Source organism: Pseudomonas sp. HN2 (genome assembly GCF_020736465.1).
Classification (GTDB): domain Bacteria; phylum Pseudomonadota; class Gammaproteobacteria; order Pseudomonadales; family Pseudomonadaceae; genus Aquipseudomonas; species Aquipseudomonas moraviensis_A.
The window spans coordinates 4,912,506-4,929,131 of the sequence record NZ_CP085885.1 but is presented as its reverse complement, the minus strand read 5'-3'; the positions used below and the strand labels follow the sequence as shown (position 1 = coordinate 4,929,131).

Genomic DNA, 16,626 nt, shown 5'->3' with positions numbered 1-16,626 from the left:
ATTGCGCAGGATTGGCGGACCGGCGTACAAGGAGACCGGCGCACCCGAGGGTGCTCCTACGCAACCCGCCATAACACGGGAATGCGGGCGCAAAAAAAGCGCCTGCAAACGTAATGGGGGCGCTGTTGCGCCTTGTACTGTCTGGGCCGCCAAGCCCAATCGCTGAATTTGCAGCGATGGTCAGAGAGTAACGCCCGTTTTTCGAAAGTGCAACTGCGCTGATGGCTTGCGGTTTTTTCGGGTGCGGCATAAATTGTTCGTGCATGTAGTTTGACCTCAACGCCTCCGGATCGCCCCCGGAGGCGTTTTCGTTTCAGGCATGGGCTTCCCAGCGCAGGGATAGGAGTGGTAGAAAACCGCCGCTGAGCATCGAGCGGGCGTCTTCGTAGGCGTGAGTTTGCTGGCCTTCGTCGACGACCACGGCTCCAGTCTTTTCGCAGTGGAGGGAAAGGGCGCACCAGGTGCCGTCCGCCCAGCTCAGGACACTGACTATGCGACCTTGCTTTTCCTGTCGGCTGCGGTGGCGTTCAAGACGCTGCATGAGGCAAGGGGGAAATCCGATCCGGCGGAGCACAGAAAACGGATGCATAACGGCGATATCAGCAATTTTGCGATTCATGCTGCCTCCTGCGCATTAGCGAACAGTGGAGGCGGTGTTTCGCCTTTGAGCCAGGAGAGGATCTTGCTGTCTTCAACACAGCGTCGGCGGTGTACAACGTCCATTTGCTCGCGGCGTTGTGCAACACACTCCTCGACATAACCGTTGAGGTCGGAGGTCAAGCGCATATCTTGATGAGCGCGCTCGCTTGTCGTCTTCTCGGCGGCAAGATCCTCATCCGTGATGCGTTGCCACACCACCGGATCGTTCGCGAATCCTGCTGATTGATCGACGAGCCAGTAGGTGACCCAGTCGGCCATGCCGCGCGATTTCAGCGAGGCGAGGCGGCTTTCGCTCATAGCAAAATAGCCGGAGCCGTGAACACTCGAAAACTCTCTGCGCACTGCATTTTTGCGGATCAGTTCGGGCAGTTCCCAAGGATTGGCTTTGAGTGGAAGTACGAACCCGTCAGGGCTAAAAAAGAACGCTTCCTGCTCTTCGCCGTTCCAGCTCACGCCCGCAATGGTGCGATGACGCCAGTTGATTTCACCAGGTTGATAGAGCCGGAATCCGATGCTGTACGAATCGAAGAATGGCCCCTTGAAAGGGCAGTAATTGCGCTTCATGCGGCCACCTGGTCACGTGCCTCAATGCGACTACGTGCCCAAGCTTGAACTTCGCCAAGTACCCACGCGACAGGAGCGCCGCGAGCATTGCTCATGCTTAATTTCACGGGGCGCGGAAAGCCGCTTTCAGTGCACTGCATAAGCTTGTAGATGGTGGGGCGAGCTAAGCCAATGATGGCCATGACCTCAGATATTCTGATCAGGGTCGTGGCTGGGTCGCGATGAGAGAGGGAGTTTTTTTCAGTAGCAATAGAGATAGTCATAGTCGTGCCTTTATGGTGGGAGACAGGCACAGACTAGAGGGCGAAAAAAAAGCAAACATGGTTTGCTTTTTGCGAACTTGAAAAATTATCGAGGAATAAATCCACCTTTCCTTAAGTGCTTCCTAACGGTCGGCGCAGATGCTTTGCCCTGCGCGACTATCGTTTTGACTAGCTCGGTTTCCGATATTTTTGGATTGCTGGATATTTGGCTTCTCGCGGCTGTACTAATTTCCTCGAAAAGTTTGTGGCTGTTTTCCTGCTTTATTGCGCCTGGATTTCTATTCGCCTTTCCAGCAGCTTGGGCTCTTGCTGAAGCTTTAGCCGCAAAGGCCTTATCCAATGCACTTCTTAGAAAACTTGATGCCGCGAAATCGTTACGCAGACCATCGCTGAAATCAGCCTGTTGATAGAGAGAAGCTAGCATCAAGATCTTGGAGGCCTCGCCATTGAAAATGGCGAAGTCTTCCCGGGCGATGATTTCTGAGCTGCTATCTCGTCTTCGTGCTCGGGTTACGAGCGCGAGGTATTGCTGAGGATCAGTTTGTCTTAGCTGCTCTATCAGATCGACATCCAAGTCGTATAGAGATAGCTCTAAATCAAATAGCCAGTTCGCAAGGGCTTCGACCGCCTGAACCGCTTGTATGAGAGCGTAAGTCGCTACGAGCTGAGTGTCGCTTGCCGAATGATCAATCCCGAGGAAGCGGCGGACGACCCTCGGCAGTGACGTGGTTTCGGAAAAACTGAAGTGCTCATCAATTGTGGCGCGGAGGTGAAACATTGCTTTTGTCACTGAATCAGCACAATCAGCATACCGACCATCCTCTAGCCAGAAGAAGGTTGCGTTATCGATACACACAAACGCGTCGCGGAAGCTCTCAGCGAAATCGCTATACAACGCTAGCTCGCGGACGGCTTGCTCGACCTCGTCAAGATCCCAAAGGAGACTGGCCACATCTGCTCCGGCGATTTCAAGTTCCAGATCTCTGGTGCCAAGTGTGTGTTCCATCAGAGCGCCCCTCGCCCCCACAAAGGATGACTGACCCTGCGAGCAATGCCTTGGAAAGAGGTTGCCGACAGGGAGCATGTGGCTTCGTGTCCGTTACACATCCCGCCGACGTAACACGCTCTTGATGGGAGCGTCAGACACGGTGTAACTCGATATAAATTCAACGTTTTCAATGGGTTGTTGCGCTGCGTTACACGCGCAACACCGGTTACACCTGTTTTAGGGCGGGTACGGGTTTTCGCTCTCATACAACCTTTCCAGGCTGTACGTGCGATACGTTCCCTGACTCTAATGCATCAAGATGATTCGCATACCACTGCATCATCTTTACGCGTTGCTCAAGATATTGGGCTTTGTTGTACACGCCTGAGATACCTTCTTCTTTGTGAGCAAGCTGCGCCTCAACATGTTCTTTCGGCCAACCATGTTCTCGAAGCAATGTGCTCGCTGTATGGCGAGTCCCATGCCCAACAAGACGTCCCTTATAGCCGATGGTGGCGAAGACCTTGTTGATCGTGTTTTCACTGATGGTTGGATTTTTCGCTCCGACTCCGGGGAATAGCCAACGACTCCGTCCGGTTAAGCAGTGCAGCTCTTTAAGCGCAGCAACAGCTTGGTGAGGAAGGGGGCATACGAAATCCCGACGCATCTTCATCTTGGAGGCTGGTGTGGTCCAAATGCCTTTATCAAGGTTGAACTCTTTCCATTCAGCCAGGCGGACCATCCCAGGTCGTGATGCCGTCCATACACAAAGCCATGCCGCAGTGCGGGCCGTCAGCCTACTTGGAGTATTTTTGAGGGCTTGGAGAAATTCAGCCAGCTCAGGCTCCAGCAGATGTGGGTGCTGCTGAGTCTTTGGGGCTTGGGCCGCAATATCGCGAAGTCGACTGCCAGGATCGTTTTCGGTAAGACCCAAGCCGATGGCTCGCCCGAATATCTGATTTATCCAAGTGCGGCACTTCTCCGCCACGTTGTGTGCGTCGCGGGCTTCGATTGATGCTTGGAGTTCTGCGCAGTCGGTACGGGTTATTTCGTCTAGCGGCTTATCTCCCAGTGCCGGGAGTATGTCTTTGTCGAGGTAGGTGCGGATTTTGTTGAGAGTGGAGGGTGCGAGACCCTTTTCCTCTTTTGCCTTCAGCCAGGCATCAGCGGCAGCTCGAAAGGTTCGAGTTTTGACCGCGTCGATAGCAGCTTTAGCGGATCTCTTCTGTTCAAGTGGGTCGGCACCGCTACTAACTACTTTGCGTAGATCAGCGGCTTTGTCTCGTGCCAGCGCGCCACTTACTTCCGGGTAACCCCCGAGCCCCATCCAAGCCCAATTGCCCGCCGGACGTTTGTAGCGAAATTGCCAAGACTTGCCTCCATCAGGTTTGACCCTGAAATAAAGGCCGTTTCCGTCCAGCTCTCGGTATTCCTTTGATTCCGGCTCCAATCCCGCGAGTGTCGTATCAGCGAGAGGGCGGCGCTTGATGTCTGCGCGCTTCATCCTTGTATCCCAAAGTTCGGTATTTTTCTCAGGATACAAGCAGGGATACAGGGATACAACGGATAGAGGGAGACTGGCATAAACAGACAGGCACAAAAAAACCGACCAAGTGGCCGGTTTATCTGGGTCTGAAAGTCTGGTAGAGACTTTCAGATACTGCTATATGGTGCCCCGAGGGAGACTCGAACTCCCACTCCTTTCGAAAACGGATTTTGAATCCGCCGCGTCTACCAATTCCGCCATCAGGGCTCAATGGCGGCGAAGTATAGAGAGGTGATTACCGTTGGTCAATCACGTTTCATGGTCAATTTTTGATATTTCCGCTAGACTTTCCGGCCCTGCTAGACGAACCCCATCATGCGCGTTGCTGACTTTACTTTCGAGCTTCCTGATTCGCTGATCGCCCGCCATCCGTTGGCCGAGCGTCGCGGTAGTCGCCTGCTGACCCTCGATGGGCCGAGCGGCGCCCTGGCACACCGTCAATTCACTGATTTGCTTGAGCATTTGCGCCCGGGCGATTTGATGGTGTTCAACAATACCCGGGTGATTCCGGCGCGGCTTTTCGGGCAGAAAGCGTCCGGCGGCAAGCTGGAAATTCTTGTCGAGCGCGTGCTCGATGCGCACCGCGTGCTGGCTCATGTGCGCTCCAGCAAGTCGCCCAAGCCGGGTTCGAAGATTCTTATCGACGGTGGTGGCGAAGCCGAGATGCTCGCGCGTCATGACGCGTTGTTCGAGCTGGGTTTTGCCGAGGAAGTGTTGCCGCTGCTCGACCGCGTCGGGCACATGCCGTTGCCTCCTTATATAGACCGCCCGGATGAAGGCTCGGACCGCGAGCGTTATCAGACCGTGTATGCCCAGCGTCTGGGCGCGGTGGCGGCACCGACGGCAGGGCTGCATTTCGATGAGCCGTTGATGCAGGCGATTGCTGCCAAGGGCGTCGAGACGGCGTTCGTTACTTTGCACGTCGGCGCGGGGACGTTTCAGCCGGTGCGCGTCGAGAAGATCGAAGATCACCACATGCACAGCGAGTGGCTGGAAGTCGGCCAGGACGTGGTCGATGCCGTGGCGGCATGCCGCGCGCGTGGCGGTCGGGTGATCGCGGTCGGCACCACCAGTGTGCGTTCGCTGGAAAGTGCGGCGCGCGATGGTGTGCTCAAGCCGTTCAGTGGCGACACCGACATCTTTATCTACCCAGGCCGGCCGTTTCATGTGGTCGATGCCCTGGTGACCAATTTCCATTTGCCGGAATCCACGTTGTTGATGCTGGTTTCCGCGTTTGCCGGTTATCCCGAAACCATGGCCGCCTACAAGGCCGCCGTTGAAAACGGTTACCGCTTTTTCAGCTACGGGGATGCGATGTTCATCACCCGCAATCCCGCTCCAACTGCCCCTGAACAGTCGGGCCCAGAGGAAACAGAATGAGTCGCGAATGTCGAATGTCCTTTGAGCTGCTGGCCACCGATGGCAAGGCTCGCCGTGGTCGCCTGACCTTCCCCCGTGGCACTGTCGAGACCCCGGCGTTCATGCCGGTCGGCACCTACGGCACGGTCAAGGGCATGCTGCCGCGCGACATCGTCGCCACTGGCGCGGAAATCATTCTGGGCAACACCTTTCACCTGTGGTTGCGTCCTGGCACCCAAGTGATCAAGGAACACGGCGACCTGCACGATTTCATGCAGTGGAAAGGCCCGATTCTCACCGACTCCGGCGGCTTCCAGGTGTTCAGCCTTGGCGCGATGCGCAAGATCAAGGAGGAGGGCGTGACCTTCGCTTCTCCGGTCGATGGCGCCAAAGTGTTCATGGGCCCGGAAGAGTCGATGCAGGTGCAGCGCGATCTCGGTTCCGACATCGTGATGATCTTCGACGAATGCACGCCGTACCCGGCTGACGAAGACGTCGCGCGCGTATCGATGGAGTTGTCGTTGCGTTGGGCACAGCGTTCGAAGAATGCTCACGGTGACAACACTGCAGCGCTGTTCGGCATCGTCCAGGGCGGCATGCATGAAAACCTGCGCATGCGTTCGCTCGAAGGCCTCGACAAGATCGGCTTCGACGGCCTCGCCATCGGCGGTCTGTCGGTGGGCGAACCGAAGCACGAAATGATCAAGGTGCTGGATTATCTGCCGGGTCAGATGCCCGCTGACAAACCTCGTTACCTTATGGGCGTTGGCAAACCGGAAGATCTGGTTGAGGGTGTGCGCCGCGGTGTGGACATGTTCGATTGCGTGATGCCAACCCGTAATGCCCGCAATGGGCATCTGTTCATCGATACCGGTGTGCTGAAGATCCGTAACGCGTTCCATCGCCATGATGAATCGCCGCTGGATCCGACCTGCGATTGCTACACCTGCCAGAACTTCTCGCGCGCTTATCTGCATCACCTGGACAAGTGCGGCGAAATGCTCGGCAGCATGCTCAATACCATCCATAACTTGCGCCATTATCAGGTGCTGATGGCTGGTTTGCGCGAGGCTATTCAACAGGGTACATTGGCCGCCTTTGTCGATGCCTTCTACGCCAAACGCGGACTTCCCGTCCCGCCTTTGGACTGAGTTTTCTGACCCCAAGATTCAACATTTGCAACTGGAGTGCTAAATGAGCTTTTTTATCTCTAACGCCATGGCTGACGCAGCTGCACCGGCTGCTGCAAGCCCAATGGGCGGCGGCTTCGAGTGGATTTTCCTGGTCGGCTTCCTGGTCATCTTCTACCTGATGATCTGGCGTCCACAGGCCAAGCGCGCCAAAGAGCAGAAGAACCTGCTGAGCAGCCTGCAAAAGGGTGACGAGGTCGTGACCACTGGCGGCATCGCCGGCAAGATCACCAAAGTTGCCGATGACTTCGTCGTCCTGGAAGTCTCCGACACCGTGGAAATGAAGTTCCAGAAAGGCGCTATCGCCGCCACGCTGCCAAAAGGCACGCTGAAAGCGATCTAAGAGCAACAACTTCTACTCAATCGACGGGGCGCGCAAGGCGCCCCGCGTTCATAACGGGCGGCGTGATGCTGAACAAATACCCTCTGTGGAAATACATTCTGATCCTGGCGGTGCTGGCGATCGGTCTGATTTATTCCGCTCCCAATCTTTACCCCGATGACCCGGCCATTCAGATCAGCGGCGCCAGCACGGCCCTGCAGGTCAATGACGCCGATCTGGCTCGCGTCAGCACAGCGCTGAAAGAGTCCGGCATCAACGTCAAGGCGGCCACTCTGACCGCAGGTGGCAAGGGCGGTCTGATCCGTCTGAGCAAGGCTGAAGATCAGCTGCCGGCCAAGGACGTTGTACGCAAGGCACTGGGTGATGACTACGTCGTCGCGCTGAACCTGGCACAGACCACTCCGCAATGGCTGCGCAACCTCGGTGCGCACCCGATGAAGCTGGGTCTGGACTTGTCCGGTGGTGTGCACTTCCTGCTCGAAGTGGACATGGACAAAGCCCTCGATGCGCGCCTGAAAGTCTACGAAGGCGACGTCAAGAGCCTGCTGCGCAAAGAGAAGCTGCGCTATCGCAGCCTGCCGCAACTGGGCGGTGCCATTCAGTTGGGCTTCAGCGATGAAGACTCCCGCGAACAGGCCCGTGCGCTGATCCGCAAGAACTTCAACGATTTCGACATTGTTCCGGCCGACCTCAACGGTCAACCGGTGCTGCGTCTGGCGATGACCCCGGCCAAGCTGGCGGAAATCCGTGAATACTCCATCAAGCAGAACCTGACCACGGTACGTAACCGCGTCAACGAGCTGGGTGTTGCCGAACCGATCGTGCAGCGTCAGGGCGCCAACCGCATCGTGGTTGAGCTGCCGGGCGTGCAGGACACTGCCGAAGCCAAGCGAATTCTCGGCAAGACGGCCAACCTCGAGTTCCGTCTGGCCGCTGAGCCGGGTGCGTCGAAAGCCACTTCCGAATCGTTCGAGTTCCGTGAAGGCAACCGTCCACCAGCGCAGATCGAGCGTGGTCTGATCATCACCGGTGACCAGGTCACCGACGCCAAGGCCGGTTTCGGCGAGCACGGCACACCTGAAGTGAACATCCGTCTGGATGGTCACGGCGGCGAGCTGATGAGCCGCGCGACCCGTTCCAACGTCGGTCGCAGCATGGCGGTGATCTTCATCGAGCAGCGTCCGGTCACCACTTACACCAAGCAAGTGGTGGATGGCGTCGAGAAAGACGTCGCGGTGCAGACGTTCAAGGAAGAGAAGAAGATCATCAGCCTGGCGACCATACAGTCGCCGCTGGGTGCGCAGTTCCGCATCACTGGCCTGAACGGTCAGGGCGAGTCGTCCGAACTGGCGCTGCTCCTGCGTGCCGGTGGTCTGGCTGCACCGATGTACTTCGCTGAAGAGCGCACAATCGGTCCGAGCCTGGGTGCTGACAACATCACCAAAGGTATCGATGCATCGCTGTGGGGCATGCTGTTCGTGTCGCTGTTCATCATCGCCATCTACCGCTTCTTCGGCGTCATCGCCACCGTCGCGCTGGCGGTGAACATGGTGCTGCTGCTGGCGCTGATGTCGTTGCTGGGCGCTACGCTGACCCTGCCGGGTATCGCTGGTATCGTTTTGACCATGGGTATGGCGGTCGACGCCAACGTACTGATCTTCTCGCGGATTCGTGAAGAGATCGCCGCTGGCATGACGGTGCAGCGGGCAATCAACGAAGGCTTCGGCCGGGCATTCACTGCGATTCTCGACGCCAACCTGACCACCTTGCTGGTCGGCGGCATTCTCTTCGCCATGGGCACCGGCCCGGTGAAGGGTTTCGCAGTGACCATGTCCCTCGGGATCTTTACCTCGATGTTCACGGCCATCATGGTGACCCGCGCAATGGTCAACCTGATCTTTGGCGGACGTGACTTCAAGAAGTTGTGGATTTAAGGGGCTGCCATGTTACGTACAATCAACTTCATGGGCGTTCGCAACGTAGCGTTCGGCGTCACAGTGCTGCTCACGGTCATTGCCCTGTTCAGCGTGTTCCACAAAGGCATGAACTGGGGCCTGGACTTCACCGGCGGTACGCTCATCGAGCTGACCTACGAGCGTCCGGCCGACGTCACCAAGGTGCGCGAGCAGCTGGCGACCTCCGGTTATCACGAAGCCGTGGTGCAGAATTTCGGCGCCACGACTGACCTGCTGGTGCGCATGCCGGGTGAAGACCCGCAGCTGGGCCATCAGGTTGCCGAAGCGCTGCAGAAGATCGGCGGCGATAACCCGGCGACGGTCAAGCGTGTCGAGTTCGTCGGCCCGCAGGTCGGTGAAGAGCTGCGCGACCAGGGCGGCCTCGGCATGCTGCTGGCGCTCGGCGGGATCCTGATCTACCTGGCGTTCCGCTTTCAGTGGAAGTTCGCGGTCGGCGCGATTGTCTCGCTGATCCACGACGTGATCGTGACCGTGGGTATCCTCTCGTACTTCCAGATCACTTTCGATCTGACCGTACTGGCGGCAGTGCTGGCGATCATCGGTTACTCGCTGAACGACACCATCGTGGTTTTCGACCGGGTCCGTGAGAACTTCCGCGTGCTGCGCAAGGCGACGCTGATCGAGAACATCAACATCTCGACCACCCAGACCCTGCTGCGCACCATGGCGACGTCGATCTCCACGCTGCTGGCGATCGCGGCGCTGCTGTTCTTCGGCGGCGACAACCTGTTCGGCTTCTCCATCGCGCTGTTCATCGGTGTATTGGCGGGTACCTACTCGTCGATCTACATCGCCAACGTGGTGCTGATCTGGCTGAACCTGACCACCGAGGATCTGATTCCTCCGGCCAACACCGAGAAGGAAGTCGACGACCGTCCATAACGGCCAGCGATGTCCCGGCTGTCAGTCGACAAAAGGCGCGAGTTGAACTCGCGCCTTTTTTTGTGCTCCAAGGCTGGGAGAAGCGCGGGCGCATCCCGCATGTGATGGTCAGGAGGTTCATGTGAACAAGTCGTTGCTGGTTGGTGCGGTATTGGGTGCTGTCGGTGTCACAGCCGGGGGTGCTGTTGCCACCTACAGCCTGGTTAAAAGCGGCCCTGAGTATGCGCAAGTATTAGCCGTCGAGCCGGTCAAGACACAGATCAAGACTCCACGTGAAGTATGCAAGGATGTAACCGTGACCCGGCAGGCGCCGGTCAAGGATCAACACCAGATTCTCGGTACGGCGATCGGTGCCGTAGCCGGTGGTTTGTTGGGTAATCAGGTGGGCGGCGGTAACGGCAAGAAGATTGCCACCGTGGCCGGTGCAGTCGGCGGCGGTTATGCCGGTAACAAGGTGCAGGAAGGTATGCAGAACCGCGATACCTACACCACCACGCAAACCCGCTGCAACACGGTCAATGACATCAGCGACAAGGTCGTCGGCTACGACGTGCGTTACTCGCTCGATGGCAAGGAAGGCAAAGTGCGGATGGACCGTGATCCGGGCAACCAGATTCCGGTCGACAAGGAAGGCAAGCTGATCCTGTCGCAGAATGAGCCGGGTCAGTAAGGTTTCAGCGTTTTGAAAAGAAGCACCCTGCGGGGTGCTTTTTTTATACCCGCGTTTTTTGGCTGCACCGCATTCCCTTGTAGGAGTGAGCCTGCTCGCGATAGCGATTCATCATTCAAAGCGGGTGGTGACTGATACGACGCTATCGCGAGCAGGCTCACTCCTACATGGTTTGTGGTGTGTCAGGGAGGCAAATTGCAGGCATAAAAAAACACCCCGAAGGGTGTTTTTTTTGTTTCGCGGAAAGCTTAGCGCTTCAGCGAAGCCGGCAGGTGCGGCTGGATCGCCGTCAGTACTGCCTTGAAGCATTTGGTGTTGCCGGCAACGATGTGGCCTTTCTCGAGGAAGTCGTGACCGCCGGTGAAATCGCTCACCAGACCGCCAGCTTCTTGGATCAGCAGGGCGCCTGCAGCCATGTCCCACTCGGACAGGCCCGACTCCCAGAACGCGTCGAAACGACCGGCAGCCACGTAGGCCAGGTCCAGGCTCGCCGAGCCGGCGCGGCGGATGCCGGCAGTCTGGCCAACCAGGGCGCGGAACATGCCCAGGTAGTTGTCGAGGTTGTCCATCTGATCGTCACGGAACGGGAAGCCAGTGCCGAGCAGGGCGCCGTCGAGGCTGGTGCGACCGCTGACGCGCAGACGACGACCGTTCAGTTGGGCGCCGCGGCCACGGCTGGCGGTGAATTCTTCCTGGCGAACCGGGTCCAGCACCACTGCGTGTTCCAGGCGGCCACGATATTTGCAGGCAATGCTCACTGCAAAGTGCGGAATGCCACGCAGGAAGTTGGTGGTGCCGTCCAGCGGATCGATGATCCACAGGTACTCTTCGCCTTCGATGCCGGTGCCGGCGTGCAGGCCGGTTTCTTCACCCTGGATCGAGTGGTTCGGGTAAGCCTTGCGCAGGGCATCGATGATTTTCTGTTCAGCGGCGCGATCGACCTCGGATACGTAATCCTTGGCGTCTTTTTCGTCGACCTTGATGGTATCCAGGCGCTCGATGGAGCGGAAGATCAGTTCACTGGCGCTGCGGGCGGCGCGCAGCGCGATATTCAGCATGGGCTGCATGGATGTGTCACCTAAGGTTGTTAAAGAAAGCCGCGCATTCTATCAGAACTTTTCTTCAGGTGAAGGACGCTGTTCGCTTTCATAGCTTAACGGTAGGCTGTTCTGTAAGATTTGCCCCCCTTTCCTGTGTCCGAGAGCGCCTCCCTTGCTGCAGAACATTCGTGTCGTCCTGGTCAACACCAGCCACCCCGGCAACATCGGCGGGGCCGCGCGCGCCATGAAAAACATGGGTCTGTCGCGACTGGTGCTGGTCGAGCCGCGGGTCTTCCCGCATCACGAGGCCGACGCCCGCGCCTCCGGTGCCGGTGACATCCTTGAAAACGCGCAAGTCGTCGCCACTCTGGAAGACGCCTTGATTGGCTGCAATCTGGTGCTCGGTACCAGCGCTCGCGACCGCCGTATTCCCTGGCCGCTGCTGGATCCGCGCGAATGCGGCAGCAAAGTGGTCGAGGAGGCCGGGCAGGGCGCCGAGATCGCTCTGGTATTCGGTCGCGAAGATTCCGGCTTGACCAATGACGAGCTGCAGCGATGTCACTTTCACGTGCACATCCCTTCCGACCCGACGTTCAGTTCGCTGAACCTCGGGGCGGCGGTGCAGGTGTTGAGTTATGAAGTGCGCATGGCCTGGCTGGTCGCACAGGGTCAGCCGAGCAAGGTCGAGAAAGAAGAAGTGGCCTCGGTGAAAAGCGCCGAGCTGGCGACCATGGATGAGCTGGAGCGATTCTATGAGCACCTTGAGCAGACGCTGGTCGCCATCGAATTCCTCGACCCGGAAAAACCACGGCACTTGATGGCGCGCCTGCGTCGTTTGTATGGACGCAGCTCGGTCAGCCGGGCGGAAATGAATATTTTGCGTGGCATCCTCACGGAAACCCAGAAAGCGGCCCGTGGCGAGCTTCTAAAGCGGAAGGATTGAATGATGTTTGAGCGTTTGCGTGAAGATATCCAGAGCGTATTCCATCGAGACCCGGCGGCACGTAACGCTTTTGAAGTCCTGACCTGCTACCCCGGCATGCATGCGATCTGGATTCATCGACTGGCCGGCATGCTCTGGCGTAACGAACTGAAATGGCTGGCGCGGCTGGTGTCGAACTTCGGTCGCTGGCTGACCGGAATCGAAATTCATCCGGGCGCCAAGGTCGGTCGGCGTTTCTTCATTGACCACGGCATGGGCATCGTCATTGGTGAAACCGCCGAAATCGGCGACGACGTGACCATCTATCAAGGTGTGACCCTCGGCGGCACCAGTTGGAACAAAGGCAAGCGCCACCCGACGCTGGGTGATGGCGTGGTGGTCGGTGCGGGAGCCAAAGTGCTCGGTCCGTTCACGGTGGGTGCCGGCGCCAAGGTCGGCTCGAATGCCGTGGTCACCAAAGAAGTGCCGCCGGGCGCCACGGTGGTGGGGATTCCGGGGCGGATCATCGTCAAGACCGACGAAGAGCAGGATGCCAAGCGCAAGGCGATGGCAGAAAAGATCGGCTTTGACGCCTATGGTGTCAGCGAAGACATGCCCGACCCGGTGGCCCGCGCCATCGGCCAGTTGCTCGACCATCTGCAAGCGGTGGACGGGCGTCTGGAAGGCATGTGCGGCGCGCTGAAGGATCTGGGCAGCAATTACTGTGCGAAAGATCTGCCTTCGCTGCGCGAAGAAGACTTCGCCAGTGTGCAAGGCAAGGATGAATCGAAAGCCGGCTGAACCGCAGCGCTGCTTTTCGCGAGCAGGCTCGCTCCCACAGATGAATGCATTCCAATAGTGGGAGCGAGCCTGCTCGCGAATAACGATAACGCGGTTCCGCTGGCTGTACGCCGCAGGCCTTTGCTATCATGCGCGCGCTCTTTTGCGGGTAAACCCGACTAAAGCACTAGGTCTTATAGTTGACTTAAATGCTCGGGAATTGCATACTCCCGCCCATTCCGAACTCCGTGGTAACTGTCCATGCGACTGACTACAAAAGGCCGATACGCCGTGACCGCCATGCTTGACCTGGCGTTGCACGCGCAGCACGGGCCGGTGTCTCTGGCCGATATCTCCGAGCGCCAAGGCATCTCCCTGTCCTACCTCGAACAGCTGTTTGCCAAGCTGCGCCGCAGCAACCTGGTTTCCAGCGTTCGCGGTCCGGGTGGTGGCTACCAGTTGTCCCGCGACATGCAGGGCATCCAGGTCGCTCAGGTGATCGATGCGGTGAACGAATCGGTCGATGCCACCAAGTGCCAGGGCCAGGGCGATTGCCATTCCGGTGATACTTGCCTGACCCACCATCTGTGGTGCGACTTGAGCCTGCAGATTCACGAATTTCTGAGCGGTATCAGCTTGGCCGACCTTGTGACTCGCCGTGAGGTGCAAGAAGTGGCCCAGCGTCAGGACCAGCGCCGTTGCAGCAGCAAGGCGCCACGCCTGGACAAGATTGAAGCGTCCGCCGTCGAATGACAGCCGAAGAGCTACCCGCGGCACGCCAGCCCTGATTTAGGAGATAGTCCATGAAATTGCCGATTTACCTTGATTACTCTGCAACCACCCCGGTTGATCCGCGCGTTGCGCAGAAAATGAGTGAATGCCTGCTGGTCGACGGAAACTTCGGTAACCCGGCGTCCCGTTCCCACGTGTTCGGCTGGAAGGCTGAAGAGTCCGTCGAAAACGCCCGTCGTCAGGTGGCCGATCTGGTCAATGCCGACCCGCGTGAAATCGTCTGGACCTCCGGTGCCACTGAATCCGACAACCTGGCGATCAAGGGCGCGGCACATTTCTACGCCTCCAAGGGCAAGCACCTGATCACCAGCAAGATCGAGCACAAGGCTGTCCTCGACACCATGCGCCAACTGGAGCGTGAAGGTTTCGAAGTGACCTACCTCGAGCCGACCGAAGACGGTCTGATCACGCCGGCAATGATCGACGCGGCCCTGCGCGAGGACACCATCCTGGTGTCGGTGATGCACGTCAACAACGAAATCGGCACCATCAACGACATCGCCGCCATCGGCGAGATGCTGCGCGCCAAGGGTGTGCTGTTCCACGTCGACGCCGCTCAGTCCACTGGCAAGGTCGAGATCGACCTGCAGAAGCTGAAAGTCGACATGATGTCGTTCTCCGCCCACAAGACTTATGGCCCTAAAGGCATCGGCGCGCTGTACGTCAGCCGCAAGCCGCGTGTGCGCATCGAAGCGACCATGCACGGCGGCGGTCACGAGCGTGGCATGCGTTCCGGCACCCTGGCGACCCACCAGATTGTCGGCATGGGTGAAGCGTTCCGCGTAGCCAAGGAAGACATGGCCGCTGAAAACGTGCGCATCAAAGCCTTGAGCGACCGTTTCTACCAGCAGGTCGAGCACCTGGAAGAGCTGTACGTCAACGGCAGCCTGACCGCCCGCGTTCCGCACAACCTGAACCTGAGCTTCAACTACGTTGAAGGCGAGTCGCTGATCATGGCGCTCAAGGATCTGGCGGTATCGTCCGGTTCGGCCTGCACCTCGGCGTCCCTGGAGCCCTCGTATGTACTGCGCGCCCTGGGCCGCAACGACGAACTGGCACACAGCTCGATCCGCTTTACCTTCGGCCGTTTCACCACCGAAGAAGAAATCGACTACGCCGCGCAGAAAGTCTGCGAGGCCGTTACCAAGCTGCGCGCTCTGTCGCCGCTGTGGGACATGTACAAAGACGGCGTCGATATCTCGAAAATCGAGTGGGCGGCACACTAACTATAGAAGCCGCCGGATACAGATCCTGTAGCGACGCGGCGGTTTACGCAGCGCAGTTGCAGGGTCTCAAGAGCGGCCCTGATGAGTGAGGATTGAGAATCATGGCTTACAGCGAAAAGGTCATCGACCACTACGAAAACCCGCGCAACGTCGGCAAGATGAACGCGGAAGATCCTGATGTCGGCACCGGCATGGTCGGCGCTCCGGCGTGCGGCGACGTAATGCGCCTGCAGATCAAGGTCAACGATCAGGGCGTTATCGAAGACGCCAAGTTCAAGACCTACGGCTGCGGTTCGGCGATCGCCTCCAGTTCCCTCGCCACCGAGTGGATGAAAGGCAAGACCCTGGACGAAGCCGAAACCATCAAGAACACTCAGCTGGCCGAAGAACTGGCCCTGCCGCCAGTGAAAATCCACTGCTCCGTGCTCGCAGAAGACGCTATCAAAGCGGCAGTTCGCGATTACAAGCAGAAGAAAGGCTTGATCTGACTTTCAAGATTTGGCGACGAGTAAGGAGTCACCGATGGCTATCAGCATGACAGAAGCGGCTGCTCGACACGTGCGGCGCTCCCTCGACGGGCGCGGCAAAGGTGAAGGGATTCGTCTGGGTGTTCGCACCACAGGCTGTTCCGGCCTTGCCTACGTGCTGGAGTTTGTCGACGAGGTAGTGGCGGAGGATCAGGTGTTCGAGAGTCACGGCGAAAAAGTGATCATCGACCCTAAGAGCCTGGCCTACCTGGACGGCACCGAGCTCGATTTCGTCAAGGAAGGGTTGAACGAAGGCTTCAAGTTCAACAACCCCAACGTGCGCGGTGAGTGTGGCTGCGGCGAAAGCTTCAACATCTGAGGCTGGTCGTGGGTATTCCTTGTCATTTCGCTTTATTCGAGCTGCAGCCGAGCTTCCGCCTGGATCTCGAGCAGTTGGCCACGCGCTACCGTGAGTTGGCGCGCGGCGTCCATCCCGACCGTTTTGCCGACGCTTCGGAGCGCGAGCAGCGCTCGGCGCTCGAGCAATCGGCGCGGCTCAACGACGCCTACCAGACGCTCAAGAGCCCGGCCCAGCGTGCACGCTACCTGTTGAAAATCAGCGGGCATGAAGTGCCGATGGAAGTCACCGTCCACGATCCCGAGTTTCTTCTGCAGCAGATGCAATGGCGCGAAGAGCTCGAAGATCTGCAGGACAGTGCCGACCTCGACGGTGTCGCGGTATTCAAGCGTCGCTTGAAGGCAGCTCAGGAGCAGCTCAACGAAAGCTTCGCAGCCTGTTGGGATGATGCAGCGCAACGCGAGCAGGCCGAACGCCTGATGCGGCGCATGCAGTTCCTCGACAAGCTCACCTACGAAGTGCGCCAGCTGGAAGAGCGCCTCGACGATTAACCCAGCGCTGCCCTGATTGCACGCTGACAGACAGACAAGACCTGATCAC

The 16,626-nt window shown here is 58.3% G+C and carries 19 protein-coding genes and 1 tRNA gene; 13 read left to right on the top strand and 7 right to left on the bottom strand.

Annotation, left to right across the window (positions count from 1 at the left end; genetic code table 11):
• Nucleotides 1–313: 313 nt before the first annotated feature.
• The 6 genes from LIS66_RS21765 to LIS66_RS21740 form a co-directional block, all read right to left on the bottom strand.
• The gene (locus LIS66_RS21765) at nucleotides 314–619 is read right to left on the bottom strand and encodes a hypothetical protein (RefSeq protein ID WP_227973025.1); all 306 of its coding nucleotides are present in this window, start codon (nucleotides 617–619) and stop codon (nucleotides 314–316) included.
• Nucleotides 616–1,224, bottom strand: coding sequence for a hypothetical protein (locus LIS66_RS21760; protein WP_227973024.1), 609 nt, complete (start codon nucleotides 1,222–1,224; stop codon nucleotides 616–618). Before LIS66_RS21760 ends, LIS66_RS21765 begins: the two co-directional genes overlap by 4 nt.
• A complete protein-coding gene (locus LIS66_RS21755; RefSeq protein WP_227973023.1) occupies nucleotides 1,221–1,487 on the bottom strand; it encodes a helix-turn-helix transcriptional regulator in 267 nt (88 codons plus the stop codon). Before LIS66_RS21755 ends, LIS66_RS21760 begins: the two co-directional genes overlap by 4 nt.
• Nucleotides 1,488–1,572: 85 nt before the next feature.
• Entirely contained in the window at nucleotides 1,573–2,493 is a 921-nt protein-coding gene (locus tag LIS66_RS21750; protein WP_227973022.1) for a hypothetical protein, read from the bottom strand.
• A 244-nt stretch (nucleotides 2,494–2,737) separates the two neighbouring features.
• Nucleotides 2,738–3,979, bottom strand: coding sequence for a tyrosine-type recombinase/integrase (locus tag LIS66_RS21745; protein ID WP_227973021.1), 1,242 nt, complete (start codon nucleotides 3,977–3,979; stop codon nucleotides 2,738–2,740).
• A 164-nt stretch (nucleotides 3,980–4,143) separates the two neighbouring features.
• Nucleotides 4,144–4,228: transfer RNA gene (locus LIS66_RS21740), tRNA-Leu, on the bottom strand.
• A gap of 108 nt (nucleotides 4,229–4,336) precedes the next feature.
• On the opposite strand from LIS66_RS21740, the gene queA reads away from it, so the two are divergent.
• The 6 genes from queA (at nucleotide 4,337) to LIS66_RS21710 (ending at nucleotide 10,441) form a co-directional block, all read left to right on the top strand.
• Complete coding sequence (gene queA / locus LIS66_RS21735; RefSeq protein WP_042608346.1) at nucleotides 4,337–5,401, top strand: tRNA preQ1(34) S-adenosylmethionine ribosyltransferase-isomerase QueA; 1,065 nt, start codon at nucleotides 4,337–4,339, stop codon at nucleotides 5,399–5,401.
• Between the two features lie 14 nt (nucleotides 5,402–5,415).
• A complete protein-coding gene (gene tgt, locus LIS66_RS21730) occupies nucleotides 5,416–6,531 on the top strand; it encodes a tRNA guanosine(34) transglycosylase Tgt (RefSeq protein WP_160768392.1) in 1,116 nt (371 codons plus the stop codon).
• A gap of 43 nt (nucleotides 6,532–6,574) precedes the next feature.
• Nucleotides 6,575–6,913, top strand: a complete 339-nt coding sequence (gene yajC / locus LIS66_RS21725; protein WP_016773317.1) for a preprotein translocase subunit YajC — start codon at nucleotides 6,575–6,577, stop codon at nucleotides 6,911–6,913.
• A 65-nt stretch (nucleotides 6,914–6,978) separates the two neighbouring features.
• On the top strand, nucleotides 6,979–8,847 hold the full coding sequence (gene secD / locus LIS66_RS21720) for a protein translocase subunit SecD (protein ID WP_016773318.1): 1,869 nt from the start codon (nucleotides 6,979–6,981) through the stop codon (nucleotides 8,845–8,847).
• Nucleotides 8,848–8,856: 9 nt separating this feature from the next.
• Nucleotides 8,857–9,771, top strand: coding sequence for a protein translocase subunit SecF (gene secF / locus LIS66_RS21715; RefSeq protein WP_042608345.1), 915 nt, complete (start codon nucleotides 8,857–8,859; stop codon nucleotides 9,769–9,771).
• Between the two features lie 121 nt (nucleotides 9,772–9,892).
• The gene (locus tag LIS66_RS21710; protein WP_042608344.1) at nucleotides 9,893–10,441 is read left to right on the top strand and encodes a glycine zipper 2TM domain-containing protein; all 549 of its coding nucleotides are present in this window, start codon (nucleotides 9,893–9,895) and stop codon (nucleotides 10,439–10,441) included.
• A 248-nt stretch (nucleotides 10,442–10,689) separates the two neighbouring features.
• On the opposite strand, the gene suhB is transcribed toward LIS66_RS21710, so the two are convergent.
• On the bottom strand, nucleotides 10,690–11,508 hold the full coding sequence (suhB, locus tag LIS66_RS21705; protein ID WP_016773320.1) for an inositol-phosphate phosphatase: 819 nt from the start codon (nucleotides 11,506–11,508) through the stop codon (nucleotides 10,690–10,692).
• A 145-nt stretch (nucleotides 11,509–11,653) separates the two neighbouring features.
• Here suhB and trmJ point away from each other — a divergent pair, with 145 nt between their 5' ends.
• From trmJ to hscB, 7 genes are all read left to right on the top strand, one after another.
• Entirely contained in the window at nucleotides 11,654–12,424 is a 771-nt protein-coding gene (gene trmJ / locus LIS66_RS21700; RefSeq protein WP_227973020.1) for a tRNA (cytosine(32)/uridine(32)-2'-O)-methyltransferase TrmJ, read from the top strand.
• A gap of 3 nt (nucleotides 12,425–12,427) precedes the next feature.
• Nucleotides 12,428–13,204, top strand: a complete 777-nt coding sequence (gene cysE / locus LIS66_RS21695) for a serine O-acetyltransferase (RefSeq protein ID WP_227973019.1) — start codon at nucleotides 12,428–12,430, stop codon at nucleotides 13,202–13,204.
• Nucleotides 13,205–13,444: 240 nt separating this feature from the next.
• Entirely contained in the window at nucleotides 13,445–13,936 is a 492-nt protein-coding gene (iscR, locus tag LIS66_RS21690; protein ID WP_016773323.1) for a Fe-S cluster assembly transcriptional regulator IscR, read from the top strand.
• Between the two features lie 50 nt (nucleotides 13,937–13,986).
• Entirely contained in the window at nucleotides 13,987–15,201 is a 1,215-nt protein-coding gene (locus LIS66_RS21685; protein WP_039761430.1) for an IscS subfamily cysteine desulfurase, read from the top strand.
• Between the two features lie 101 nt (nucleotides 15,202–15,302).
• Nucleotides 15,303–15,689: a Fe-S cluster assembly scaffold IscU gene (gene iscU / locus LIS66_RS21680; RefSeq protein ID WP_003227907.1), complete on the top strand. Its 387-nt coding sequence runs from the start codon at nucleotides 15,303–15,305 to the stop codon at nucleotides 15,687–15,689.
• Nucleotides 15,690–15,723: 34 nt separating this feature from the next.
• Entirely contained in the window at nucleotides 15,724–16,047 is a 324-nt protein-coding gene (gene iscA / locus LIS66_RS21675) for an iron-sulfur cluster assembly protein IscA (protein WP_003227904.1), read from the top strand.
• An 8-nt stretch (nucleotides 16,048–16,055) separates the two neighbouring features.
• Entirely contained in the window at nucleotides 16,056–16,577 is a 522-nt protein-coding gene (gene hscB, locus LIS66_RS21670; protein ID WP_016773325.1) for a co-chaperone HscB, read from the top strand.
• The last annotated feature ends 49 nt before the right edge of the window (nucleotides 16,578–16,626 follow it).